20 protein-coding genes and 2 pseudogenes are annotated in these 24270 nt (G+C 67.2%); 15 read left to right on the top strand and 7 right to left on the bottom strand.

Features of this window, described 5'->3' with window-relative positions; genetic code table 11:
- Positions 1-72: 72 nt before the first annotated feature.
- Together nrdE and nrdF are read left to right on the top strand one after the other, a co-directional pair.
- A complete protein-coding gene (nrdE, locus tag BLU62_RS11640; protein WP_074849739.1) occupies positions 73-2268 on the top strand; it encodes a class 1b ribonucleoside-diphosphate reductase subunit alpha in 2196 nt (731 codons plus the stop codon).
- A 68-nt stretch (positions 2269-2336) separates the two neighbouring features.
- Positions 2337-3341, top strand: coding sequence for a class 1b ribonucleoside-diphosphate reductase subunit beta (gene nrdF / locus BLU62_RS11635; RefSeq protein ID WP_024500569.1), 1005 nt, complete (start codon positions 2337-2339; stop codon positions 3339-3341).
- 47 nt (positions 3342-3388) lie between these two features.
- Here the strand turns inward: nrdF and BLU62_RS11630 are convergent, their stop codons facing one another.
- The gene (locus BLU62_RS11630; RefSeq protein WP_074849737.1) at positions 3389-4198 is read right to left on the bottom strand and encodes an SWIM zinc finger family protein; all 810 of its coding nucleotides are present in this window, start codon (positions 4196-4198) and stop codon (positions 3389-3391) included.
- Positions 4195-7089: a DEAD/DEAH box helicase gene (locus BLU62_RS11625; protein WP_244278132.1), complete on the bottom strand. Its 2895-nt coding sequence runs from the start codon at positions 7087-7089 to the stop codon at positions 4195-4197. Before BLU62_RS11625 ends, BLU62_RS11630 begins: the two co-directional genes overlap by 4 nt.
- 231 nt (positions 7090-7320) lie before the next feature.
- On the opposite strand from BLU62_RS11625, the gene BLU62_RS33040 reads away from it, so the two are divergent.
- Positions 7321-7482, top strand: coding sequence for a hypothetical protein (locus BLU62_RS33040; protein WP_099047849.1), 162 nt, complete (start codon positions 7321-7323; stop codon positions 7480-7482).
- 113 nt (positions 7483-7595) lie between these two features.
- On the opposite strand, the gene BLU62_RS11620 is transcribed toward BLU62_RS33040, so the two are convergent.
- On the bottom strand, positions 7596-8084 hold the full coding sequence (locus tag BLU62_RS11620; RefSeq protein WP_074849733.1) for a beta-class carbonic anhydrase: 489 nt from the start codon (positions 8082-8084) through the stop codon (positions 7596-7598).
- 83 nt (positions 8085-8167) lie between these two features.
- Positions 8168-9140: pseudogene (locus BLU62_RS11615) on the bottom strand (ABC transporter substrate-binding protein).
- A gap of 336 nt (positions 9141-9476) precedes the next feature.
- On the opposite strand from BLU62_RS11615, the gene ctaD reads away from it, so the two are divergent.
- Genes ctaD through BLU62_RS11595 form a run of 4 tightly spaced genes read left to right on the top strand, consistent with a single transcriptional unit; the run spans position 9477 to position 13799 of the window.
- Positions 9477-11261 carry an aa3-type cytochrome oxidase subunit I gene (ctaD, locus tag BLU62_RS11610; protein WP_074849731.1) on the top strand — a complete coding sequence of 595 codons (1785 nt, stop codon included), beginning with the start codon at positions 9477-9479 and terminating at the stop codon, positions 11259-11261.
- A 3-nt stretch (positions 11262-11264) separates the two neighbouring features.
- Positions 11265-12506 carry a phosphoserine phosphatase SerB gene (gene serB / locus BLU62_RS11605; protein ID WP_074849728.1) on the top strand — a complete coding sequence of 414 codons (1242 nt, stop codon included), beginning with the start codon at positions 11265-11267 and terminating at the stop codon, positions 12504-12506.
- 15 nt (positions 12507-12521) lie between these two features.
- The gene (locus BLU62_RS11600) at positions 12522-13328 is read left to right on the top strand and encodes a peptidyl-tRNA hydrolase (protein WP_425284552.1); all 807 of its coding nucleotides are present in this window, start codon (positions 12522-12524) and stop codon (positions 13326-13328) included.
- Positions 13329-13346: 18 nt separating this feature from the next.
- On the top strand, positions 13347-13799 hold the full coding sequence (locus BLU62_RS11595; protein ID WP_074849726.1) for a cupin domain-containing protein: 453 nt from the start codon (positions 13347-13349) through the stop codon (positions 13797-13799).
- 22 nt (positions 13800-13821) lie between these two features.
- On the opposite strand, the gene BLU62_RS11590 is transcribed toward BLU62_RS11595, so the two are convergent.
- On the bottom strand, positions 13822-14835 hold the full coding sequence (locus BLU62_RS11590) for an LLM class flavin-dependent oxidoreductase (protein WP_074849724.1): 1014 nt from the start codon (positions 14833-14835) through the stop codon (positions 13822-13824).
- A gap of 118 nt (positions 14836-14953) precedes the next feature.
- Between BLU62_RS11590 and BLU62_RS11585 the strand changes: the two genes are divergently transcribed.
- Positions 14954-15787, top strand: coding sequence for an ABC transporter ATP-binding protein (locus BLU62_RS11585; protein WP_074849722.1), 834 nt, complete (start codon positions 14954-14956; stop codon positions 15785-15787).
- Positions 15787-16611, top strand: a complete 825-nt coding sequence (locus BLU62_RS11580) for an NUDIX hydrolase (RefSeq protein WP_074849720.1) — start codon at positions 15787-15789, stop codon at positions 16609-16611. Before BLU62_RS11585 ends, BLU62_RS11580 begins: the two co-directional genes overlap by 1 nt.
- A gap of 97 nt (positions 16612-16708) precedes the next feature.
- Here the strand turns inward: BLU62_RS11580 and ligD are convergent, their stop codons facing one another.
- Positions 16709-17689, bottom strand: a complete 981-nt coding sequence (gene ligD / locus BLU62_RS11575; RefSeq protein WP_074852848.1) for a non-homologous end-joining DNA ligase — start codon at positions 17687-17689, stop codon at positions 16709-16711.
- 98 nt (positions 17690-17787) lie between these two features.
- On the opposite strand from ligD, the gene BLU62_RS11570 reads away from it, so the two are divergent.
- From BLU62_RS11570 to BLU62_RS11550, 5 genes are all read left to right on the top strand, one after another.
- Complete coding sequence (locus tag BLU62_RS11570; RefSeq protein ID WP_074849719.1) at positions 17788-18576, top strand: enoyl-CoA hydratase/isomerase family protein; 789 nt, start codon at positions 17788-17790, stop codon at positions 18574-18576.
- Positions 18577-18651: 75 nt separating this feature from the next.
- Positions 18652-19632, top strand: coding sequence for a class I SAM-dependent methyltransferase (locus BLU62_RS11565; RefSeq protein WP_074852847.1), 981 nt, complete (start codon positions 18652-18654; stop codon positions 19630-19632).
- 112 nt (positions 19633-19744) lie between these two features.
- A complete protein-coding gene (locus BLU62_RS11560; protein WP_074849717.1) occupies positions 19745-20002 on the top strand; it encodes a hypothetical protein in 258 nt (85 codons plus the stop codon).
- A gap of 50 nt (positions 20003-20052) precedes the next feature.
- On the top strand, positions 20053-21252 hold the full coding sequence (locus BLU62_RS11555; protein WP_074849715.1) for a THUMP-like domain-containing protein: 1200 nt from the start codon (positions 20053-20055) through the stop codon (positions 21250-21252).
- 110 nt (positions 21253-21362) lie between these two features.
- A complete protein-coding gene (locus tag BLU62_RS11550) occupies positions 21363-21944 on the top strand; it encodes a DUF3887 domain-containing protein (RefSeq protein WP_244278130.1) in 582 nt (193 codons plus the stop codon).
- A 69-nt stretch (positions 21945-22013) separates the two neighbouring features.
- Here BLU62_RS11550 and BLU62_RS11545 read toward each other — a convergent pair.
- Positions 22014-23368, bottom strand: a pseudogene (locus tag BLU62_RS11545) (outer membrane protein assembly factor BamB family protein).
- 92 nt (positions 23369-23460) lie between these two features.
- On the opposite strand from BLU62_RS11545, the gene BLU62_RS11540 reads away from it, so the two are divergent.
- On the top strand, positions 23461-24261 hold the full coding sequence (locus tag BLU62_RS11540) for an acyltransferase (protein ID WP_074849711.1): 801 nt from the start codon (positions 23461-23463) through the stop codon (positions 24259-24261).
- The last annotated feature ends 9 nt before the right edge of the window (positions 24262-24270 follow it).

Raw genomic sequence — 24270 nt, 5'->3', positions numbered from 1 at the left:
TGTCACACCCCGCCAATACTCTGCCCATGAGGCACCTGGTAAGCCCACCACTATCCGCAGGAGTCATCTGTCGTGTCGCCCACCGCCGCCGCCGTTTCGGACACCACTTCAGCAAGCAAGTCGGGCGTGCATGCCGGCCCGTCGGGTCATGAGCCCGGCGAGCTCGACTTCCATGCGCTCAACGCGATGCTCAACCTGTACGACGCCGACGGCAAGATCCAGTTCGACAAGGATCGCGAGGCCGCGCGCCAGTACTTCCTGCAGCACGTCAACCAGAACACCGTGTTCTTCCACGATCTCGACGAGAAGCTCGACTACCTCGTCGAGGAGAACTACTACGAGCCCGAGGTCCTCGCCAAGTACGACCGCGAGTTCGTGAAGGGCCTGTTCAAGCACGCCTACGACAAGAAGTTCCGTTTCCCGACGTTCCTCGGGGCGTTCAAGTACTACACGAGCTACACGCTCAAGACCTTCGACGGCAAGCGCTACCTGGAGCGTTTCGAGGACCGCGTGTGCATGGTGGCGCTGACGCTGGCCGACGGCGACACCGCCCTCGCACGCAATCTCGTCGACGAGATCATCTCCGGCCGCTTCCAGCCGGCCACCCCGACCTTCCTCAACTCGGGCAAGAAGCAGCGCGGCGAGCCGGTCTCGTGCTTCCTGCTCCGTATCGAGGACAACATGGAGTCCATCGGCCGCTCGATCAACTCGGCGCTGCAGCTGTCCAAGCGCGGTGGCGGAGTCGCCCTGCTGCTCTCCAACATTCGCGAGCACGGTGCCCCGATCAAGAAGATCGAGAACCAGAGCTCGGGTGTCATCCCGATCATGAAGCTGCTCGAGGACTCCTTCTCCTACGCCAACCAGCTCGGCGCGCGTCAGGGCGCGGGTGCGGTGTACCTGCATGCCCACCACCCCGACATCTACCGCTTCCTCGACACCAAGCGGGAGAACGCGGACGAGAAGATCCGCATCAAGACGCTGTCCCTCGGCGTGGTCATCCCGGACATCACGTTCCAGCTGGCCAAGGACAACGACGACATGTACCTGTTCAGCCCGTACGACGTCGAACGCGTCTACGGCGTGCCGTTCGCCGACATCAACGTCACCGACCGCTACCACGAGATGGTCGAGGATCGTCGTATCCGCAAGACCAAGATCAAGGCGCGCGAGTTCTTCCAGACCCTCGCCGAGCTGCAGTTCGAGTCGGGCTACCCGTACATCATGTTCGAGGACACGGTGAACCGGTCGAACCCGATCGACGGCAAGATCACGCACTCCAACCTGTGCTCGGAGATCCTGCAGGTCTCGACGGCGTCGACCTTCAACGATGACCTGTCCTACTCCCATGTGGGCAAGGACATCTCGTGCAACCTGGGTTCGCTGAACATCGCCAAGACGATGGACTCGCCCGACATCGGTCAGACCATCGAGACCGCGATCCGCGGTCTCACCGCGGTGAGCGACCAGACCTCGATCACCTCGGTGCCCTCGATCGAGCACGGCAACAACAACTCTCACGCCATCGGCCTCGGCCAGATGAACCTGCACGGCTACCTCGCCCGCGAGCGCATCTTCTACGGCAGCGATGAGGGCGTCGACTTCACGAACATCTACTTCTACACGGTGCTCTTCCACGCACTGCGCGCGTCGAACCGGATCGCCCGCGAGCGCGGCCGGTCGTTCACCGGCTTCGACAAGTCGAAGTACGCCTCCGGGGAGTTCTTCGACAAGTACACCAACCAGGTGTGGGAGCCGGAGACCCAGAAGGTGCGGGACATCTTCGGCCAGGCCGGGATTCACATCCCGAACCAGGACGACTGGCGTGAGCTGAAGGAGGCCGTCCAGCGCGACGGCATCTACAACCAGAACCTGCAGGCGGTCCCGCCGACCGGTTCGATCAGCTACATCAACCACTCGACCAGCTCGATCCACCCGGTCGCGGCGAAGATCGAGATCCGCAAGGAAGGCAAGATCGGTCGCGTCTACTACCCGGCGCCGTACATGACGAACGACAACCTGGAGTACTACCAGGATGCGTACGAGATCGGGTACGAGAAGATCATCGACACCTACGCCGCGGCGACGCAGCACGTCGACCAGGGCCTGAGCCTGACGCTGTTCTTCAAGGACACCGCCACCACGCGCGACGTCAACAAGGCGCAGATCTACGCATGGCGCAAGGGGATCAAGACGCTGTACTACATCCGTCTGCGCCAGATCGCGCTCGAGGGGACCGAGGTGGAGGGTTGTGTTTCATGTATGTTGTGATGCCTTGTCCCACAACACCTTCGAGTAATTCCGGCCCCCACACCACCCGTTAGACGAGGAACAGTCACATGACCTCCACCGAAAGCCACAGCCCCGCCGACGGCGCACCGATCAAGCTGGTCAGCCGGGTCTCGGCGATCAACTGGAACCGTGTCCCCGACGACAAGGACGCCGAGGTGTGGGATCGCCTCACCGGCAACTTCTGGCTGCCGGAGAAGGTGCCGGTGTCCAATGACATCCCGTCGTGGGGCACGCTGACCGAGTACGAGAAGCAGCTCACCATGCGGGTCTTCACCGGCCTGACTCTGCTCGACACCATCCAGGGCACCGTCGGCGCGGTGTCGCTGATCCCGGATGCCACCACTCCGCATGAGGAGGCGGTGCTCACCAACATCGCGTTCATGGAGTCGGTGCACGCCAAGTCCTACAGCTCGATCTTCTCGACCCTGTGCTCCACCAAGGAGATCGACGAGGCCTTCCGCTGGTCGGAGGAGAACGAGCAGCTGCAGCGCAAGGCGCGCATCGTCATGGACTACTACCGTGGCGAGGACCCGCTCAAGCGCAAGGTCGCCTCGACACTGCTCGAGTCGTTCCTCTTCTACTCGGGCTTCTATCTGCCGATGTACTGGTCGAGCCGCGCCAAGCTCACCAACACGGCCGACCTGATCCGCCTCATCATCCGCGACGAGGCCGTCCACGGGTACTACATCGGCTACAAATACCAGCGCGGTCTGGAGACGCAGTCGCCGGAGCGTCGCCAGGAACTCAAGGACTACACCTTCGAGCTGCTGTTCGAGCTGTACGACAACGAGAGCGACTACACCGAGACGCTCTACGACGAGGTCGGGCTCACCGAGGACGTCAAGAAGTTCCTGCGCTACAACGCCAACAAGGCGCTGATGAACCTCGGCTACGAGGCGATGTTCCCGAAGGACGAGACCGACGTGAACCCGGCGATCCTGTCGGCACTGTCGCCGAACGCCGACGAGAACCACGACTTCTTCTCGGGGTCGGGTAGCTCGTACGTCATCGGCAAGGCCGTCAACACCGAAGACGAGGACTGGGACTTCTAGTCCCCACCCGATCTATAGCCCGGAGCCGCGCTCAGCGCGGTTTCGGGCTATAAATCTGTGGCGGTCAGGCGGTCGTAGAGATCACCGAGCTCGTCGATCGCCTCGGCGATGTCTGCCGGCGCCACACCCGTCGCCCGCAGGGCGGCACGCAGATCCGAGCCGTCGAGTGCGGTGAGGGGATTCATCCGCGGCACCGACGGCAGTGGCGGCAGCGTCGACGTGGTGCCGTAGAAGTCGTCGGGCCGCAGCGATTCCGACGACGAACTGTCTTCGACGACGGGAGATTGTGCAGGGCGCGAATCGATCTCGGCGAGCAGATCCCGCAGATCGGTACCCATCACCGTGAGCAACGTCAGCGGCGAGCGGTCGATCTCGGCGGCGATCTCGTAGCTGGTCACCAGCGCGTGAACGCAACGCGGAGCCTCGTCCGGGCAGGTGCAATCGGTGTCCACATCCGCTGATTCGGTGGGCACGAGCAATTCGCCGAGGATCGGTGGCTGCTCGCCGCGCGTGAGCCGCATGAGTTCGTCGACGCCGCCGCGATCGCGGAGCAGCCCGGCGAGGGTAGGGGTGTCGACGGTGCGGGTGGTGATGATGACGTCGAACGGTTCGAGCTGGGTGCCCTCGACCGATGCCGTCACCTGACCCGCACCGATCCGCAGACCGCGCACATGGCGGTCGCGGAAGTATCTGCGCGCCTTGGTGACATGCCGGCTGTCGGCGACCGACTCGCCGTCGGAACTGCGCCCCTCGACGACGTCGACGAACGCCCTGGACCACGGGGTGAGCCCGTATCCGCGGACGGCGATGGTGCCCCGTTCGCCCTTGCGTTGGGTGCCCTTCTTGCGCACGGTCATTCGCTCACCGCCTCGTCGCGGAGCCGGAACAGTTCGAAGAGTTCGTCGTCGGCGAGGTCGGACACCCAGTTCTCGCCGGCCGCGACGGTGAGCCGGGACAGCTCGCGCTTCTTGGCGATCATGTCGTCGATCCGTTCCTCGATCGTGCCGACACAGACGAAGCGGTGCACCGACACCTTCTGGTTCTGGCCGATCCGGTACGCGCGGTCGGTGGCCTGATCCTCGACAGCGGGGTTCCACCACCGGTCCACGTGGATGACGTGGTTGGCCGCGGTCAGGTTGAGGCCGGTGCCGCCGGCCTTGAGTGTCGCCAGCATCACCGGCGGACCGTCGTCGGACTGGAAGTCGGCGACCAGGCGGTCCCGTTCGGTGCGCCCGAGTCCGCCATGCAGCAGCGGGATCTCGGTGCCGAACTGTTCGGCGAGCCAGCCCGACAACATCTCGCCGAACGCCGCGAACTGGGTGAAGACGAGTGCGCGGTCGTTCTCGTCGGCGACTGTGGAGACGATGTCGGCCAGCAATTCGACCTTGCCCGAACGGTGTTCGCCGTCGCGGACGAGGTCGGTGCCGTCGGCGAGATAGTGCGCGGGGTGGTTGCAGATCTGTTTGAGCCGGGTGAGCGCGGCCAGCACGTTGCGGCGGCGCAGCGTGCGTTGCTGTTTGTCGCGCAGTGCGGCCATGAGTTCGTCGATCACGGCACGGTAGAGCGCGGCCTGCTCGACTGTGAGGTTGGCGCGTACCGCGAAGTCCGCCTTCTCCGGCAGATCGGCGGCGATGGCCGGGTCGGTCTTCTCGCGACGCAGGATGAACGGCCGGGTGATGGCGGACAGACGTCGGAGGGCGCCGGGATCGCGATCGCGTTCGATGGGTTCGGCATACCGGGCACGGAACACCGACGCAGACCCCAGGAGCCCTGGGTTGACCAGATCGATCACTGCGCGCAGGTCCTCGAGTCGGTTCTCCACGGGTGTGCCGGTCAGCGCGAGCCGACGATCGGCGGGGATGCTCCGGATCGCCTTGGACGCAATGGTGTTCACGTTCTTGAGATGCTGGGCCTCGTCGACGACGATCCGGTGCCACGGGTGTGCGGAGAGCAGTTCGAGGTCGCGACCGGCGATTGCAAAGGTCGTGACGACGATATCGACGGAATCGCGGATCGTGGTGAAGACCGCGCCGGCGGCTCGCGAGGGGCCGTGATGGATGGCCACACGCAGTCCGGGTGCGAACCGTGCTATCTCGCGAGACCAGTTGCCCACCAGCGACATCGGGCAGACCACGAGCGTCGGTCCGGGCCGGTCGGCGTCGTCGGCGATCACGCTGCGCTCGTGGCACTCGAGTGCGATCACCTGGAGGGTCTTGCCCAGGCCCATGTCGTCGGCCAGTACGCCTCCGACGCCGAGGTTCGACAGGTGTGCGAGCCAGTCGAGCCCACGCTGCTGGTAGGGGCGCAGGACGGCGTCGAGATCGGCCGGGGGAGTGACGGGTTCGGGTCGGATGGCGCCGCCGTCGGCGACATCGTCGAGCCACGACAGCCCCTCGACTCGGGTGACGGGCACCGGGAGCTTGTCGGACTCGCCGGTCACGAGGCCGAACAGTTCGCCGAAGTCGGCGGGCGGCTGGGATGCGGCGAGCGCACGCTGGGTCGCGACGAAGGCCGCCGCGCGCGTCAGTGCCGAACCCTCGGCGCGAACCCAGACGCCGCGCACTCGGACCAGATCGCCCTTCTGACCGGACAATTCGTCGAGATCGGCATCGGTCAGAGTGATGGCGTCGGGTGAATCACCCAGTGCCAGGCGCCATTCGAACTCGCGGATCTCGCGGAGCCCGACCATCGCCGCCGGGGCGCCACCGCCGGGTGGCGGCAGCGCACGCAGGGTGAGGGCGGGCCGGACCTCGGCGATGGTGCGGGGGAGTAGCACCGGAATCCCGGCGGCACCGAGCGCTGCGGCACCGGTGGCGAACAGATCGGCGGCGACGTCGGTGGGCAGCAGGAAGTCGAGCGAGCCGCGGTCCGGGTCGGCGCGGTCGAGTTCGGGGAACTCCCGCACCGCGGTGGCCAGAGCCGTCGTGAGTTCGTCGAGTTCGTGGGCATCGAGGCGATGGGGTGCCACCGGCTCGATCTGACCGTCGATGCTGCGCCGGCAGACCTCGAGCCGCCACCGGGAGGCGTCGGCGACCTCATCGCGAGTCGGCATGTCGAAGGAGTCGTCGTCCCACGCATCGTCCCAGTAACTCTCGGTCAGGTCGTCGTACTCGGGTTCGTGAAGACGGAAGATGAGGGACTGGTCGTCGCGCGGAACGCCGGCATTCCACCGGGACCAGCTCCCGACGGCGGCCGAGAGTCGTTCGGGAGAGCAGGGAGGGCCGACGTCGGTGCCGGGTAGCAGTGCCCGTACGACCGGCGACGCGGGTCGCGGTTCGCCGAGCCGTGGGATCGAGCGGGCGATCGTGGTGCGGCACTCGTGGTCGACGAGCTCGGCGAGGAGGTCGTCGAGTGCGGCATGGGAACCGTTGTGGAGCAGTGCATCCGGCGCGCTACCGAGGACGACGGCATGCCAGCTGCGCCACGTCGGCGTCGGGATGGCGACCCAGCGGAGCAGCCATTCGCCGGCGACCTGCTCGGCCGACGGCGCCACCGAACCGGCGGTGACGAACGCGCGCACGCCGTCGAGCAGGTACCGGTACCAGCGGACGTCGCCGGTGACCGTGACCGACCTCGACGCATCGAGGAGGGACACCGCCGAGGTCAGTCCGAGCGTCGCCGCCCGGACGAACTGCCGGCGGTTGCCGTCGCCGAGGATCGGGATCTCGCTGCGGAACCGGCGGCCGGAGAGTGCGTCCCGGAGTGGCTCCGGCAGGTCGGCCGGTTCGCCGTCGGTCCAGACGGCCATGCCCACACCGGGCCGCCACAGGACATGGAGGGGTGCGACGGAGCGGGGCCGGTTGGCTGAGGGCGAGGGGGCGGAGTCCGGCGGAGTCGGCCCACTGAGCTGCGGTTCTGATGGCATCGAGGATCGTCCGCCAGTCTAACGGCGGCCTCCGACAGAGCCGGTTTCCACGTCGTTCGACGGGGGTAAGGGAGACACAGGCCCAGGAGGCACGAGGAGTGCGAGGAGGCACCGATGGGACAGTCGAAGGACCAGCAGGCCGAACACGACGAGGGCACTGCGGAGGTATGCAAGGACCCGCCCGGTCCCAGGGACCACGGACGCGAGGGCGGCATGGCGACCCGGGAGAACGCGCCCGACGCGGTGAAGCGCACGGACGACTCCGGCAAGGACTGACGAAACGCACCCGACCGGGTACGCAGCAGATGTGCGTACCCGGTCGGTGGTGTCCGAGAGGTCAGGAGACCCTGCTGATGTGAGAGGTCAGGAGACCCCGCTGAAGTGAGAGGTCAGGAGACCTCGCGGAGAAGGCCGGTTGCGACGTCGAAGACGAACCCGCGCAGCGAGCTGGTCTTGGTGATGAACGGGCTGTTCTTGATGCGGGTGAGCGACTGGCGCACATCCTCGTCGAGATCGGTGAAGGACTCGGCGGCCCACTCCGGCTTCTGGCCGATCTCGGTCTGGATCTCGCGCTTGAAGTCGTCGTCGGTGAACGTCAGCATGCCGCAGTCGGTGTGGTGGATCAGGATGATCTCGGTGGTGCCGAGCAGCCGCTGGCTGATCGCGAGCGAACGGATCTCGTCGTCGGTGACGACGCCACCCGCGTTGCGGATGACGTGAGCTTCACCGTCGCCGAGGCCGAGGATGCGGTAGACGTCCAGGCGGGCGTCCATGCACGCGACCACGGCGACGTGCTTGCTCGGCGGCAGGGGCAGGGGACCGTTGAAGGTCTTGGCGTATTCGGCGTTGTTCGCCAGGTACTGATCGGTGACAGTCATGCGCACACAGTGATGGGTTGTGGCTGACCCGGCGAGGGTTTGACCTGGCGTGATCGAAACGGTGGACGTGGGCGTCCCGCGCCTCAGGAGTTCCCGTCCATCGAACCCTTGACGTCGTTGAGCACCAACCACGCGGCGGCCAGGCCGGAAGAGTCGTACCAGACGGCGTCGTCGACGGCCAGGACGCGCTTCCACATCGAGGCGCCCAGACCGAGCCATTCGTCGCTGAGCAGAACCTCTTCGCCGTGCTTCTGGCCCTTCTCGCCCTCGAAGCTGACGTAGATGAGGTCGCCTTCGGCGTCGCGGAAGTTCGCGGAGGTGACGGGGAAGGAGTCCGGGACACGCTGCGGGCCCGGACGCTGCACGCCGATCTCGCCGAGGATCTGGCCGGCGAAGGTGTCCACCCCGGCGATGGTCTCCGAGTCCTCGCCGAAACGCACCAGCGACACCTGGCTGTGCGCGGCGTCCATGCGCTTGCCGGTCTTGGCGGCCTCGGTCCTGAATTCGGCGAGACGCTGTTGTCCGGCCTCACCGCGGCCCAGTGCGTCGGCGACCGCCTGGAACTGCTCCTGCCAGTCGCCTGCCGGGATGGTGACCGACTGCACGCCACCGAAAGGCTTCGACGACGCGACGGTCTCGGGGTGGTGAGGACGAGTTCGGCGTCGGCCTTCGACACGGCGGCGGCGTCGGGTGTGGTCCCGATGGCCGGGACGGACGCCAGCTGCGGTCCGAGGTAGGCGGGCACCGAGCCGGGTGCCGCGGTCACCGCCGTCACCTTGTCGCCGATCCCGAGCGCACACAGGGCGTCGAGGAGCGACGGATCGGTCACGACGATCCGGGCGGCATCGGCGGTGCCGGCGTCGGCGGCGGTGGGTGCGAGGCACGTCTTCGAGAAGTCGCGGTCCGGGGAGACGATGTTGACCTCCGCGACGCGCGTCACGGTGGTCGAGATGGGGAGCCGTCGGGAGTGGTGAGCGGTTCGTCGCCGGAACAGGCCGCCGATGCGACCGCGACCACGCCGAGTAGAGCTGCACAGACGCCTCGACGACCCCGCATGCGACTGACACGACTGATAGTGACCCCGTCACCCCTGCTCTGCACCCGCCCAACCTAGCACCGGTCACATCGCGTCGAGCGTAGGCTTCGGTGGGGTCGCGAGACCGTCGGCCGCAGACGTCGCACATGGCGTCCGGGGCTCCCGGCGCGTCGTACGAAAAAGGGCTTGAGCACGGACGATGCGGTGGGCCCGGCGTCGAATACGACAGATCGTAGGACCCGTTCGGCCCGGGCGTCGGGAAGGGTTTAGGATCAGTATCCAGCGCTCGGTTTGTGTTCATGTGCCGACCGACGTTCGAAGGGGTTCGACGTCGAGCTCGCGCAAGAGGAGGATCTGTGACCGCGGTAGACCAACCCACCACGCAAGTGGCTCCAGTGCGTCCGTTCCCGGAGCGCTATCAGCCCAAGGGTTCGTTCATCTACAAGCTGCTGACCACGACCGATCACAAGTTGATCGGCATGATGTACATCACTGCATGTTTCGCGTTCTTCCTGATCGGCGGCCTCATGGCGCTGCTGATGCGTGGAGAACTCGCGCAGCCGGGCATGCAGTTCTTGTCGACAGAGCAGTTCAACCAGCTCTTCACGATGCACGGCACCGTGATGCTGCTGATGTATGCGACCCCGATCGTCATCGGCTTCGCCAACTTCGTGTTGCCGCTGCAGATCGGTTCGCCTGACGTCGCCTTCCCGCGACTCAACGCGCTCGGCTTCTGGCTGTTCGTGTTCGGTTCGACCATCGCCATCGCCGGCTTCATCACCCCGGGTGGTGCTGCCGACTTCGGTTGGACCGCGTACACGCCGCTGACCGACGCCGTGCACAGCCCCGGCCTCGGTGCCGACCTGTGGATCATGGGTCTGGGCGTGTCCGGCCTCGGCACCATTCTCGGTGCCGTCAACATGGTGACCACCGTGGTCTGCCTCCGTGCACCCGGTATGACGATGTTCCGTATGCCGATCTTCACCTGGAACATCCTGGTGACCAGCGTGCTGATCCTGCTGATCTTCCCGCTGCTGACCGCCGCCCTGATGGGCCTCGAGGTCGACCGCCAGTTCGGCGCCCACATCTACGATCCGGCCAACGGCGGTGTCATCCTGTGGCAGCACCTGTTCTGGTTCTTCGGACACCCCGAGGTGTACGTCATCGCGCTGCCGTTCTTCGGCATCGTCTCGGAGGTCTTCCCGGTCTTCTCGCGTAAGCCGATCTTCGGTTACTCGGGCCTGATCTACGCGACCCTCGCCATCGCTGCCCTCTCGGCTGCGGTGTGGGCGCACCACATGTACGTCACCGGCGCGGTTCTGCTGCCGTTCTTCTCCTTCATGACGTTCCTGATCGCGGTTCCGACCGGCGTGAAGTTCTTCAACTGGGTCGGAACGATGTGGCGAGGTCACATCACGTTCGAGACGCCGATGCTGTTCTCGGTCGGCTTCATCGTGACCTTCCTCTTCGGTGGTCTGACCGGTGTTCTGCTCGCGAGCCCGCCGCTGGACTTCCACCTGTCCGACAGCTACTTCGTGGTCGCGCACTTCCACTACGTGCTCTTCGGCACCATCGTGTTCGCCACCTACGCCGGTATCTACTTCTGGTTCCCGAAGATGACCGGACGCATGCTCGACGAGCGACTCGGCAAGATCCACTTCTGGCTGACGTTCATCGGTTTCCACATGACGTTCCTGGTGCAGCACTGGCTGGGCAACGAGGGCATGCCGCGTCGTTACGCCGACTACCTGCCGTCGGACGGCTTCACGACGCTCAACATGATCTCGACCGTGGGCGCGTTCATCCTCGGCCTGTCGACCCTGCCGTTCCTGTGGAACGTCTTCCGCAGCTACCGCTACGGCGAGGTCGTGACCGTGGACGACCCGTGGGGCTTCGGCAACTCGCTGGAGTGGGCGACCTCGTCGCCGCCGCCGCGCCACAACTTCACCGAGCTGCCCCGCATCCGTTCGGAGCGTCCGGCCTTCGAGCTGCACTACCCGCACATGATCGAGCGGATGCGTGCCGAGGCTCACGTGGGCCCGGGTCACGACGCGGGCAAGGATCGCCAGATGGAGGAGGCTCGTCGCGAGCCGTTCACCGTCGGATCGCACGAGGGTTCGCCGGATCCCGATCCGCGCTGACCTGTGGGCAACGATTCAACAAGCTATCCCGGTACGACCGTCCTCTGCACTGTCACCGGTCCCGACCGGCCAGGTGTCACCTCTGTTCTCATGGGTGCCCTGGCCGGTCAGGCCGTTGCGCTGCTCGACGTGGAGCAGGTGGTCATCCGGGGGCAGCTGACCCTCGGGGTCCTGGTTTCGGCAACGCGAGACCCGGAAGCCCTTCAGGAAGTCGTCGAACAGGCCATGGCCTCGATCGGCTTCGACGTCCGCGTGGAGATCGGTGTCGACCCGGGTAGCCGGTCGACATCCTCGCACGCCGTGGTGATCCTCGGCAGTCCGGTCACCGCCACCGCATTCAGTGCGGTCGCGGCGAAACTGGCCGGCCAGGGCGGCAACATCGACTCGATCCGCGGGATCGCCGACTATCCGCTCACCGGCCTCGAACTGATGGTCAGCGTGGCCGGTCGTGGCGGGGTCGCCGCCGACGCCGCGCTGCGCAAGGGCCTGGCCGAGGTCGCGGCCAGGCATTCGGTCGACATCGCCGTCGAGCGCGGTGGCCTGGCCCGGCGCGCCAAGCGTCTCATCGTCTTCGACGTCGACTCCACGCTGATCCAGGGCGAGGTCATCGAGATGCTCGCCGCGAAGGCCGGCCGCGAGGCCGAGGTCGCCGCGGTCACCGAGGCCGCCATGCGCGGTGAACTCGACTTCGAGCAGTCGCTGCACCAGCGCGTCGCGGCCCTCGCCGGGCTCGACGCCGGGGTCATCGACGACGTCGCGAAGTCGCTGCAGCTCACGCCGGGTGCCCGCACCACGATCCGTACGCTGCATCGGCTCGGATTCCACTGCGGTCTGGTGTCCGGCGGTTTCCGTCAGGTCATCGACGGTCTGGCTCACGAACTCGAACTCGACTTCGTGCGTGCCAACACCCTCGAGATCGTCGACGGCAAGCTCACCGGACGCGTGATCGGCGAGGTCGTCGACCGGACCGGCAAGGCGCGTGCGCTGCGTTCCTTTGCCGACCAGGTCGGGGTGCCGATGGAGCAGACCATCGCCGTCGGCGACGGTGCCAATGACATCGACATGCTCAGCGTCGCCGGACTCGGTATCGCCTTCAACGCGAAGCCTGCGCTCCGCGAGGTCGCCGACGCGACGCTCAACCACCCGTTCCTCGACGCCGTACTGTTCATCCTCGGTGTGTCCCGCGACGAGATCGAGGCTGCGGACGCCGCCGACGGTGTGTACCGCCGGGTGCCGCTCGGCTGACTCCGGGGATGATGCGTGACCGATGATCTGACGTCGACAGGCGAGCAGTCGCCGGCCGAGGTCGGTGATCCGCCCGCGCCCGTCCCGGTGGACCCGGAAGCGGTCGTGGCCGATCACCGGCGCCTCGTCGGATATGTCGGTGGTGGTGAGGATCCCGAGTATCCGGCCGATGTCCTGGCGATGGCGATGGTGCTCCGCATCGAGAAGAGTGATCCACCGGATCGCACCGATCTGCTCACCGCGGCGGCCCGGGCGGTCGCTCTGCTGTGCCTGGATCATCGGGCCGCCGGCGACGGACCGTGGGCGTCGGCGATGGACGACTGGTGCAACGCACGGATTCGCAAGATCGCCCGGCGGGCACGTGGATCGCAATGGGCTGCGGCCCAGGAGGTTTGGGGCGTCACCGCGACCGAAGGCGACGCCGAGGCGCGCGCGTTCGTGCCCGGGCGCGTCGGCGACCTCGATCGTCGGGTCAAGAAACTGCAGATCGGCGGCACCGAGGTCGACGGTCGACTACCGACCGAAGCGCCGGGACACGGCGTGGTGCTGTGGACCAACCCGGGACTCGACATGACCGTCGGCAAACTCGCCGCACAGGTCGGTCACGCTTCGATGCTCGCCGCCAAGCTGCTGACGGCCGACGAGGCGATCCGATGGCGGATCGCGGAATGCCCACTGGCGGTGCGGGAGGCAACTCCCGAACGATGGCGTGCACTACTCGACGCCGACGCTGCCGGAGCTGCGGTCGCGGTCCGCGATGCCGGATTCACCGAGATCGCACCGGGATCGGTCACCGTCATCGCCGAGATCATCCGGAACTGATCACGAGAAGGGGAGCGGATGAGCGCGACCGGGCTACCCGACTGGGCCACAAGCCTTGACCTCCAACCACACCCGGAAGGTGGCTGGTACCGCCAGACCTGGCGGAGCGAGGTCGGCCTGCCGCAGGCGGTGCTCCCGGCGGGCTACACCGGTGACCGGGCCGCCGGGACCGCCATCTACTTCGTCTTGATGCCCGGGGAACAGTCCGCCTGGCACACCGTCCGCGGCTCGGAGATCTGGCTGCACCATCGCGGGGCGCCGGTTCGGCTCGACCTCGGCGGCGACGGCGATGAACCGGGCGAGCCGAGGGCGATCATCGTCGGACCCGACATAGACGCCGGACAACAGCCGCAGGCGCTGGTGCCTCCCGGCGTGTGGCAGCGTGCCCGCCCCGTCGGCGACGAGGCGGCGCTGGTCAGCTGCATCGTGGTGCCCGGCTTCGACTTCGAGGACTTCCGACTCGAAGACTGAGGCTCAGCTCGGGGCCAGGGGTTCAGCTGCCCACGGCGACCGGCGAATTCGCGGGGGCCAGGTGTCCGAGAGTGCTCAGCGAGACGTCGCGGTTGGGTGCCAGAGACGCGACGATGAGCTCGTCGGCGTCGGCATGTCCGGCGAACCAGCTCAGGTATCGCCGCACCTCGTCGGGGGTCCCGACGCCGGCATAGGTGAGCATCTCGTCGATCTGGCGGCCCTGAGGCATGGATAGCACGGCGTCGGCCTCCTCGTCGGTGAAGGTCCGGCCGCGTCCGTAGAGCAGCGAGACGCGCTGGCGTCGAGTGATCTGCAACTGCTGCTGGGCGACGTCGGGATCGTCGTCGGCGATCACTCCGACGCCTGCGATCACGTACGGCTCGGCGAGGACCTCCGACGGCCGGAACTCGCGGCGGTACAACTCGACTGCCTGGGTCAGCGCCTGTGGCGCGAAGTGCGATGCGAAGGCGTAGGGGAGTCCGAGTGCGGCGGCGAGCTGCGCACCGAAGAGGGACGAACCCAGGATGTAGAGGGGCACGTGGGTGCCGGCACCCGGAGTTGCGCGCACACCTTCGATGCGGGACTCGTCGCCGAGGAATGCCTGCAGTTCGAGGACGTCGTGCGGGAAGCGCTCGGCTGACGCGTGCGTGCGACGGAGGGCCTGGAAGGTCTGCTGGTCGCTGCCCGGGGCGCGGCCGAGTCCGAGGTCGATCCGGCCGGGATGGAGTTCGGCGAGTGTGCCGAACTGTTCGGCGATGGTGAGCGGGGCGTGATTGGGCAGCATGACGCCGCCGGCGCCCAGGCGGATCGTCGAGGTGTGGGCCGCGATGTGCGCGATGAGCACAGCCGGCGCCGACGACGCGATCGCCGACATGTTGTGGTGTTCGGCGTACCAGATCCGCTTGTATCCCCACTTCTCCGCATGTTGCGCGAGATCGACACTCGCGGCGAGGCTTTGCGCGACGGTCTCGTCGCGGCCGACGGTGGCGAGATCGAGGATGGACAGGGGGAGCTGTTGAGCGGTCACGTAGTCCATCAACCCGGCGGACGGGTGTTCGTATTCCCTGGACCAGTCTCCGGGACAGCTCGCACACGACTCCGACACGGCTGAGCCGAACCGGTCGAACGTGCGCGCGTGAGGCAGGATAGGGGTCGTGACCGAATCCGATCCCGACCTCTTGATCGACTTCCGCGACGTCGCGATCGTGCGTGGTGGTAAGACGCTTGTCGGCCCGCTGTCCTGGCAGGTCGAACTCGATGAACGATGGGTCATCATCGGCCCCAACGGTGCAGGCAAGACGACGCTGCTCCGGCTCGCCGGTGCGGAGATCCACCCGACCTCGGGCACCGCCTTCGTGCTGAACGAGAAGCTCGGCCGGATCGAGATCCGCGAGCTGGCCACCCGCATCGGCGTCGCGAGCCCGGCGCTCGTCGACCGCGTGCCCGACAACGAGGTCGTCAGCGACGTCGTCATCTCGGCCGGTTACGCGGTTCTCGGTCGATGGCGCGAGGCCTACGACGACATGGATCGTCACCAGGCGGTCGAGTCGCTCGAGTCGATGGGCGCCGAGCACCTCGCCGAACGCACCTTCGGCACGCTGTCGGAGGGCGAACGCAAGCGCGTGATCATCTCGCGTGCGCTCATGACCGATCCAGAGCTCCTCCTGCTCGACGAACCGGCCGCCGGCCTCGACCTCGGCGGCCGCGAGGAGCTCGTCGACCGGCTCGCGACGCTCGCCTCCGACCCCGATGCCCCGGCCATCGTGCTGATCACCCATCATGTGGAGGAGATCCCGGAGGGGTTCACGCACGCGTTGATCCTGTCCGAGGGCGGCGTCGTCGCACAGGGCCTCCTCGAAGAGGTGCTGACCAGCGAGAACCTGACGGCTGCCTTCCGGCAGCAGATCATCCTCGACAAGGTCGACGGCCGGTACTTCGCTCGACGCCGTCGCCGCGCGGGCGGTCATCGTCGAGCAGGAGGCAATTGATGACATCCACCGATCAGGGCGCCGAAGTCGTGTCCGCGCCGATCCGGGACGCCGCGACGGTCGTGCTGGCGCGCGACACCGCCGACGGCATCGAGGTGTTCCTGCAGCGTCGGGTGAAGCAGATGGCCTTCGCCGGCGGCATGACCGTGTTCCCCGGCGGCGGCGTCGACAAGCGCGACGCCGGGGCCCATGTGGCGTGGACGGGTCCGGATGCCCAGTGGTGGGCCGAGCAGTTCAACGCCGGTGCCGAACTCGCCCAGGCGCTGGTCTGCGCGGCCGTCCGAGAGACCTTCGAGGAATGCGGTGTTCTGCTCGCGACCACCGCCGACGGTGCCTTCGCCGATCCGGGAGCCCTCGCCGAGGACCGGCAGCGGCTCGTCGAGAAGTCGCTGTCCTTCGCGGAGTTCCTCACCGGACGGGGCCTCACCCTGCGCGCCGATCTGCTGAGTCCGCTCGCGCACTGGATCACCCCGGTCAACGAGAAGCGTCGCTACGACACCCGCTTCTTCCTCGCCGCGATGCCCGAAGGTCAGAAAGCCGACGCCGAGACCACCGAGGCCGAGGTGGCACGCTGGGTCAACGCCCGCGTCGCGATCGACAGCTGGGCCGACGGCAAGCACTTCCTGATGCCGCCGACCTGGGCGCAGCTGCACTACGTGAGCGGCTTCGCGACGGTCGCAGAGCTGCTCGCCGCCGAGCGGACCGTCGAGTGCATCCTTCCCGACACCACCCCCGGCGCCGGGCTCGCCGGCCTCGGGTTCCCGGGCTCGGATGAGTACTTCCGCACCCTCGGCGATCAGACGCCGCCGGACATCACGCTGTAGGTCGTCAGGCCTCGTCGAGGTCCGCGGTCTCGTCCCTGCTCCTTGAGGTGCGAGGAGCGATAGCGACGAGCCTCGAAAGGCTGGTGACCAGCGGATATCACCTCTCATCGAGGTCGACGGTCTCGTCCTCGTCCTCTCCGATGTCCTCCCGGTCGGCCCATTCGAGCAGGGTGTCGAGGCGGTAGGCGACATCGTCGATCTCGGCGTGCAGATCCCCGAGCTCGGCGAACCGCGCGGGCACCGTGGCGATGGTGAAGTCGTCGGGTTCGATGTCGTCGATCTCGTCCCAGCGGATCGGCGTCGACACCGTCGCGCGCTGATTGCCGCGCACCGAATAGGCCGACGCCATGGTGTGGTCGCGCGTGTTCTGGTTGTAGTCCACGAAGACGGCGGCCGGGTTGCGATCCTTGCGCCACCACGTGGTCGTCACGTCCTTCGGAGCCCGGCGTTCCACTTCGCGGGCGAACGCGAGGGCGGCGCGCCGGACCTGCGGGAATCCCCATTCGGGTTCGATCCGGACGTAGATGTGGAGTCCGCGACCGCCGGACGTCTTCGGGAAGCCGCGCATGCCGAGCTCGTCGAGGACCTCTTCGACGACGTGGGACACCCGCTGGATGCGCGAGAACGTGCAGTCCGGCATGGGGTCGAGGTCGATGCGCCATTCGTCGGGCGATTCGGGGTCGGCGCGGCGGGAGTTCCAGGGATGGAACTCGACCGTCGACATCTGCACCGCCCAGATCACCGACGCCAGTTCGGTCACGCACAGTTCGTCTGCCGTCCGCCCGTAGCGGGGGAAGTAGATCTCGGTGGTCTCCAACCAGTCGGGGGCGCCGGCCGGGACGCGCTTCTGATGAACCTTATTGCCGCTGACGCCCTTGGGGAAGCGGTGCAGCATGCAGGGGCGGTCGCGCAGGGCCCGCACGATACCGTCGCCCACGGAGAGGTAGTACTCGGCGAGGTCGCGCTTGGTCTCGCCGCGTTCGGTGAAATAGACGCGGTCGGGACTCGACAGGCGGACGGTCCGTTCGCCCACATTTAGTTCGATCGGCTCACCTGCGGAACCCGCACCCTTCGCCATGTGGCCACTGTAGGGCGCGAGGATGTGGCGTGTGGGTTGTCCGGCAGTGACACCGGGCTGGGACACCAGGCCGACTTACCAGACGGTAGCCTTCGAGGATGCCTGAGTTCGTGACCCTCGAAACGTCCGACGACCATCCCGGCGTGGGCACCATCCTGCTGGCCCGCCCACCGATGAACGCGCTGAGCCGTCAGGTGCAGGCCGAGCTGGCCGCAGCCGCCGAGGAGGCGACGCTGCGCGACGACATCAAGGCAGTTGTCGTCTACGGCGGACCGAAGGTGCTTGCCGCGGGCGCCGACATCAAGGAGATGAACGACCTCTCCTACGCCGAGATGAGCAAGGTCGCGGGGCGCCTGCAGCGCGACCTGGGTGCGATCGCCTCCATCCCGAAGCCGACGGTCGCGGCGATCACCGGCTACGCGCTGGGCGGCGGCCTCGAAGTCGCGCTGGGTGCCGACCGCCGGATCGCGGGCGACAACGCGAAGCTCGGCGTGCCCGAGGTCCTGCTGGGGCTCATCCCCGGTGGCGGCGGGACGCAACGCCTCGCGCGGCTCATCGGGCCCGCCAAGGCCAAGGACCTCATCTTCACCGGCCGTTTCGTCGACGCCGAGGAGGCGCTGAAGATCGGGCTCGTCGACGAGGTCGTCGCCCCCGACGAGGTCTACAACGCCGCACTCGCCTGGGCGGGACAGTTCCGCAATGCCGCGTCGGTGGCGATCACCGCCGCGAAGAAGGCCGTCGACCAGGGGCTGGGCGTCGACCTCGACACCGGACTCAAGATCGAAGAGCAGCTCTTCGCCGCACTGTTCGCCACGGAGGACCGTGCCATCGGCATGAAGTCGTTCGTGGAGAACGGCCCCGGCAAGGCGGAGTTCACCGGGCGCTGAGCGCCCCGCGGTTCATCCGGCGATGGACCCGCACCGACATCAGTAGTGACCGACCCACGCGACAAGGAAGCGATCATGACCACCGACGCCACCCCGGGTATCGATCCGGCGCCGAATCCGCATGCCACCGAGGAGCAGGTCCAGGCCGCGCTCAAAGACACCAAGCTCGCCCAGGTGCTCTACCACGACTGGGAGGCCGAGACCTATGACGAGAAGTGGTCGATCAGCTTCGACGAACGCTGCATCGATTACGCGCGTGGACGTTTCGACGCCATCGCCGCCGAGGAGCCGCTGCCGTACGGGCGTGCGATGGAACTCGGCTGCGGCACCGGCTTCTTCCTGTTGAACCTCATGCAGTCGGGTGTGGCCGAGAAGGGCTCGGTCACCGACCTGTCGCCGGGCATGGTCAAGGTCGCGCTGCGCAACGCGGAGAACCTGGGCCTCGACGTCGACGGCCGGGTGGCTGACGCGGAGAAGATCCCGTACGACGACAACACCTTCGACCTCGTCGTCGGACATGCTGTGCTGCACCACATCCCGGACGTCGAGCAGGCGCTGCGCGAGGTGCTGCGCGTGCTCAAGCCGGGTGGTCGCTTCGTGTTCGCCGGCGAGCCGTCGACCATCGGTGACTTCTACGCGCGCTGGATGAGCCGCGCGACGTGGGCCATCACCACCAACGTCACCAGGTTCGGCCCGCTGCAGGGCTGGCGTCGTCCGCAGGAGGAGCTCGACGAGTCCTCGCGCGCCGCCGCCCTGGAGGCCGTCGTGGACATCCACACCTTCGACCCCGACGAGCTCGCCGGGATCGCCCGCTCCGCCGGTGCGGCCAAGGTCTCCACCGCCACCGAGGAACTGGCCGCCGCCATGCTCGGCTGGCCGGTCCGCACCTTCGAGGCCGCGGTGCCGCCGGAGAAGCTCGGCTGGGGCTGGGCGCGGTTCGCCTTCGGCGGCTGGAAGCGTCTGACCTGGCTCGACGAGAACGTCCTGCGCAAGGTCGTGCCGCCGAAGTTCTTCTACAACGTCGTGGTCACCGGCACCAAGCCCAGCGATTCGTAGAAAGCGCGGGGTCATAGCGCGCATTTTCTCTACCGATCGGGTCGTCGCTTGTCGCGGCGGCCCGATCGTCGTTTCCGGGGTCGGGCTCGTTCGCCGCGTGCAACCATGGGCTATGGCCACCCTGCTGACGTCCGACGAGTTCGAGATCCGCCTCCTCTTCGGAGAACCGGTGTCGGAGGTGAGACAGTTCCTCCACGAGCACATCGTCAATAGTGAGCCGATCGTCCTCGAGGTCGAGGGCACAGCTCACTCCCTGAATCTCGGCAACGTCAAACACTTTGCGCTGGCCGATCAGGACCCGGACGACGAGTCGCTGGCCACCGGCGATCGGACCACGATCGTCACGTCCATCGCCGAGCTGCGTCAGTAGCGACCCGCGGGCCGGGAGCGTGCATGCCGCGACGGTAGCCTGCAAGGATCATGAGCTACTCCTTCGGTCTCGACGACGTCGCCTTCCTACGGTCGCGGCATGGTGAGAAGGCGCTGGAGACGGTCTCGGGTCTCGCGCTCACGCCGTCGTCGATGCTGTCCGACATCACCGAGGTCCGCAGCCGGTATGCACCTCACGACGCCGCGCTGATCGAAATCGTGCGCTGCCGACGGCGGGCCGCGTCGAAACTGCGTGATCCCGCCGACCTGCTGCTCACCGACGACGGAGTGCAACAGGCGACCGCCTCGGTCGTCGCCGAACACCGCGCGGGCGAGATCGCGTACCGTTTCCCGGCGTCGGTCGTCCACGACATGACCTGCTCGGTCGGCGCCGAGATCCGGGAGTTGGTGCGCGCCAACGGGATCTCCGGAGTGATCGGCAGCGACCTCGACCGTGTCCGGCTCGCGATGGCGCGCCACAACGTGCCCGACGCCACGCTGCTCGTCGCCGACGCACTGACCCCGACCTCGACTGCGGACGTCCTTCTCGCCGACCCGGCCCGGCGCTCCGACGCCGGCCGGATCTTCCGGCTCGACCAGTTGACCCCGCCGCTGCTCGAACTGCTCGCCACCTACGCCGGCCGGATTCTGATCGTGAAATGCGCTCCCGGACTGGACCATCAGATGCTGCGCAACAGATTCGGATTCGACGGCGAGGTCCAGGTGACCTCGCTCGACGGCGGCGTCCGGGAGGCGTGCCTGTGGTCGGGGCCGGGAGTCGAGACCCGGCGTCGGGCAACGGTTCTCCGCACCCGGGCCGACGGATCGGTGGCGGAGTTCGAGATCACCGATCACGAGGACGACGACGTGCCCGCCGGCGAGGCGGGGGAGTGGATCGTCGACCCGGACGGCGCCATCGTGCGTGCCGGTCTGGTCAAGCACTACGCGCACCGCTTCGGGCTGTGGCAACTCGATCCGCAGATCGCTTACCTGACCGGGGATTCGGTGCCCGCAGGGGCGCGCGGGTTCCGGGTGATCGAGCAGGTCGGGGTGACTGAGAAGGTCCTTCGCAAGGCCCTTGCTGCCCATGATTGCGGACCGCTCGAGATCCTCGTCCGCGGCCTCGACGTCGACCCCGACCAGCTCCGCAAGAAGCTCAAGCCCAAGGGCGGCCGGCCATTGTCGGTGGTGCTCACCAGGATCGGACGCAAGGGGACCGCCTTCATCTGCGAGCCGGGCATCAGGTTCTGACACGATTGCTTGTAAACCGGAGCTTGACACCCAGGCGCCTGTAAATCTAATCTTTACAAGTGTCCGAGGTGGAAGAAACAGCACGTGAGATAGAGCGGTACGCGCGCAGTGTGGCAACCGGACCCGGTTCCCAACCGGGTGAGCCGGGCGCTCGCGAGGCGGCCCTGACCAGGGTTCACGACGCACTCCAACTGGGCCGTCGCGCAGAGGAATTGCTCAGTGCCACGGCTCGTTCCGCACGCGAGTTCGGGTGTACCTGGCAGGAGATCGGCGACGTCGTCGGCGTCACTCGTCAGGCGGCGTTCCAACGCTTCGGCAAACCCATCGATCCCAGAACAGGAGCACCCATGCAGAAAGTCACGATTGCCCACGCCGACGCCATGGCCCTCGACATCATCGAGAAGATCACCGAGGCCCAGTGGACGACCGTCACCGCTCGCTTCGACGAGACGATGACGGCTGCCCTGTCGGATGCTGCACTCGCCGACGCCTGGGCGTCGGTGGTCGCCCTGCAGGGCGAACTCGAGAGCACCGGAACGCCTTTCGTGCGCGGGCACGGGCTGCACACCGTGGTCGACGTCCCGCTCGAGCAGGAGGCCGGCGAACTCGTCTTCCGGGTTGCCTTCGACGCCGACGGCCGGATCGCGGGACTGTTCTTCCTCAACCCCGACGCTGCGAGCAAGGAACTCTGACCACCCACGAGAAGAATGCGGGCTGAGTGCAGGTTTCCGGCATCCAGCCCGCATTCGGTGTCCGGGCGCTTATTCCAGGTGCGCCTTGCTGTCGAAGAAGTACACCTCGCCGAGGTTGGTGGCGGTCGCGATCTGGCCCCCGTAGGAGATCGAGACACCGGTCGCGAAACCCGACGAATTCGGGAGCGGCAGAGTGCGTTTGGTCGAACCGTCGTCGGTCGAGACCTCGACCAGCGACAGGGTGTCCTTGCCGGCGTCGCGGACGACGGTCCAGGCGGTCTTCTGCTGGGTGAGTGCCGACAGGCTCACCGTGGCGAGATCGGTACGCTGCCAGACCTTTTCGGCACGGTCACCGGCGTCTCGGAGCAGGGTCAGCGGGGCGCCGAGCGAGCCGGTGGGGATGATCAGGCCGTCGGGCGACACGGTCATCGTCGCGAAGCCGTGGCCGCCGATGTCCTGCGTCCATTTGGTCGAACCGTCCTCGGCGTTCAATGCGACGATCTTGCCGTCCCGCGAGAACGCGTAGAGCGTCGCGCCGTCGGCGGACAGCGTCGGCGTACCGATCACACCGCTCGGGACGTCGGCCGTCCAGGCGGTCCGCACCTCTCGCTTGCCGCCCACCGTGTTGTACTTCATCGCCCGGATCTGCGACGTCGGCGCGCCGGACGGGAAGAAGTTGAGGTAGAAGCGTTCTCGCCCGGTGTCCACCGCCGCGGGGGCGGGGATCGCGCACTGCGGACCGTTACGCACACAGTCGCCGAAGCCGAGCAGCGGCTGATCCGGATCGGCGTCGTCGCGGAGCTTCACCTCGGGTGCGACGAGCTCATTGCGCTGGGTGTCGATCAGCAGGATCTGGCCCTGGGTCGTCGTCACCAGGACCACATTCGGCGCCGCGAACTTCGCCGACAGCGGCACACCTATGACACCGGCGCGCCAGCGGATCGCGCCACCGGCGTTGAACGCGAGGAACGTGGTCTCCTCGCCGAGGTACGGCTGGTCGTACTGGTCGACGAGCATCGCGTTGACCTCGACCCCGCACGCATGTCCTTGCAGAAGTTCTTGCGGCCCGACCGGCTGTCGAGCACCAGCACGTTGCAACCCTGGGCGGCATTCGACGTCACGCCGACGTTACCCTTGCCGGAGATGGTGACCGGTGCGGTGACCGGCCCGCCGGTCGGACGCGTCCAGCTGAGGGTGAGGTCGTCGGGCACGTCCGCGTAGGCGAAGTTCGCGTTGCCCGGGACGCCGCCGTAGCTGGGCCAGCCGACGCTCGGGATCGACCGGACGTCGATGTGGCCGTCGGAGCAGCCGGCGAGCACCAGCGAGCACACGGCCGTGACGGCGACGAACAGGCGGTTCAGCGCAGATCGGCGGGTCAGCGCAGATCGGCGGTGTCGGGACACCTGCGGTCGTGCCAGTGCCATCGGCGCTCCTCATCGTCGGGTGTTCACCGGCACGAGTCGTGCCAGGAGTGAGCCTATCGTGTGCGATTTTCGGGTCGTTTAGGGTTTGTCCCATGACCACCATGTGGAACGCCTCCTACCGGTCCCGGCGCCGTGCGGGCCGTCGCCGTGATCCCGAGCAGGCACGATTCCTCACCCTCGACTCCCTGCGGTGGGTGAAGCGCAACCGGGCGTACACGCCGTGGTACCTGGTGCGCTACTACCGTCTGGCGAAGTTCCGCCTGGCCAACCCGCACATCGTGTTGCGGGGGATGGTGTTCCTCGGCCGCGACGTCGAGATCCACTGCACGCCCGAGCTCGCCCGGATGGAGATCGGACGCTGGGTCCACATCGGCGACGGCAACTCGATCCGCTGCCACGAGGGCAGCCTGAAGATCGGCGACAAGACCGTCTTCGGCTGCAACAACGTCGTGAACGCCTACCTCGACCTCGAGATCGGCGGATCCACCCTCGTCGCCGACTGGTGCTACATCTGCGACTTCGACCACAAGATGGACGACATCACCCTGCCCATCAAGGACCAGGGCATCGTCAAGGGCCCGGTCCGCATCGGGCCGGACACCTGGGTCGCGGCCAAGGTGTCGGTGCTGCGCAACACCGTCGTCGGCCGTGGCTGCGTCCTCGGCTCGCACGCGGTGGTCAAGGGGATGATCCCCGACTACTCGATCGCCGTCGGAGCCCCGGCGCGCGTGGTCAAGAACCGCATGGACGACTGGGCCGAGAACGCCGAACAGCGCGCCGAACTCGAACGCGCACTCGCCGACATCGAACGGAAGAAGGCCGCGGCGGAGAAGGCTGCGGCCGAGGGCGGTAGCGGCCCTTCGTGGCTCGTCGCTTGCGCTCCTCGCACCTGAAGTACCCGC

It is taken from the genome of Gordonia westfalica (genome assembly GCF_900105725.1).
Classification (GTDB): Bacteria; Actinomycetota; Actinomycetes; order Mycobacteriales; family Mycobacteriaceae; genus Gordonia; species Gordonia westfalica.
The sequence above is the reverse complement of the archived record's forward strand: the minus strand, read 5'-3'. Positions and strand labels throughout refer to the sequence as shown.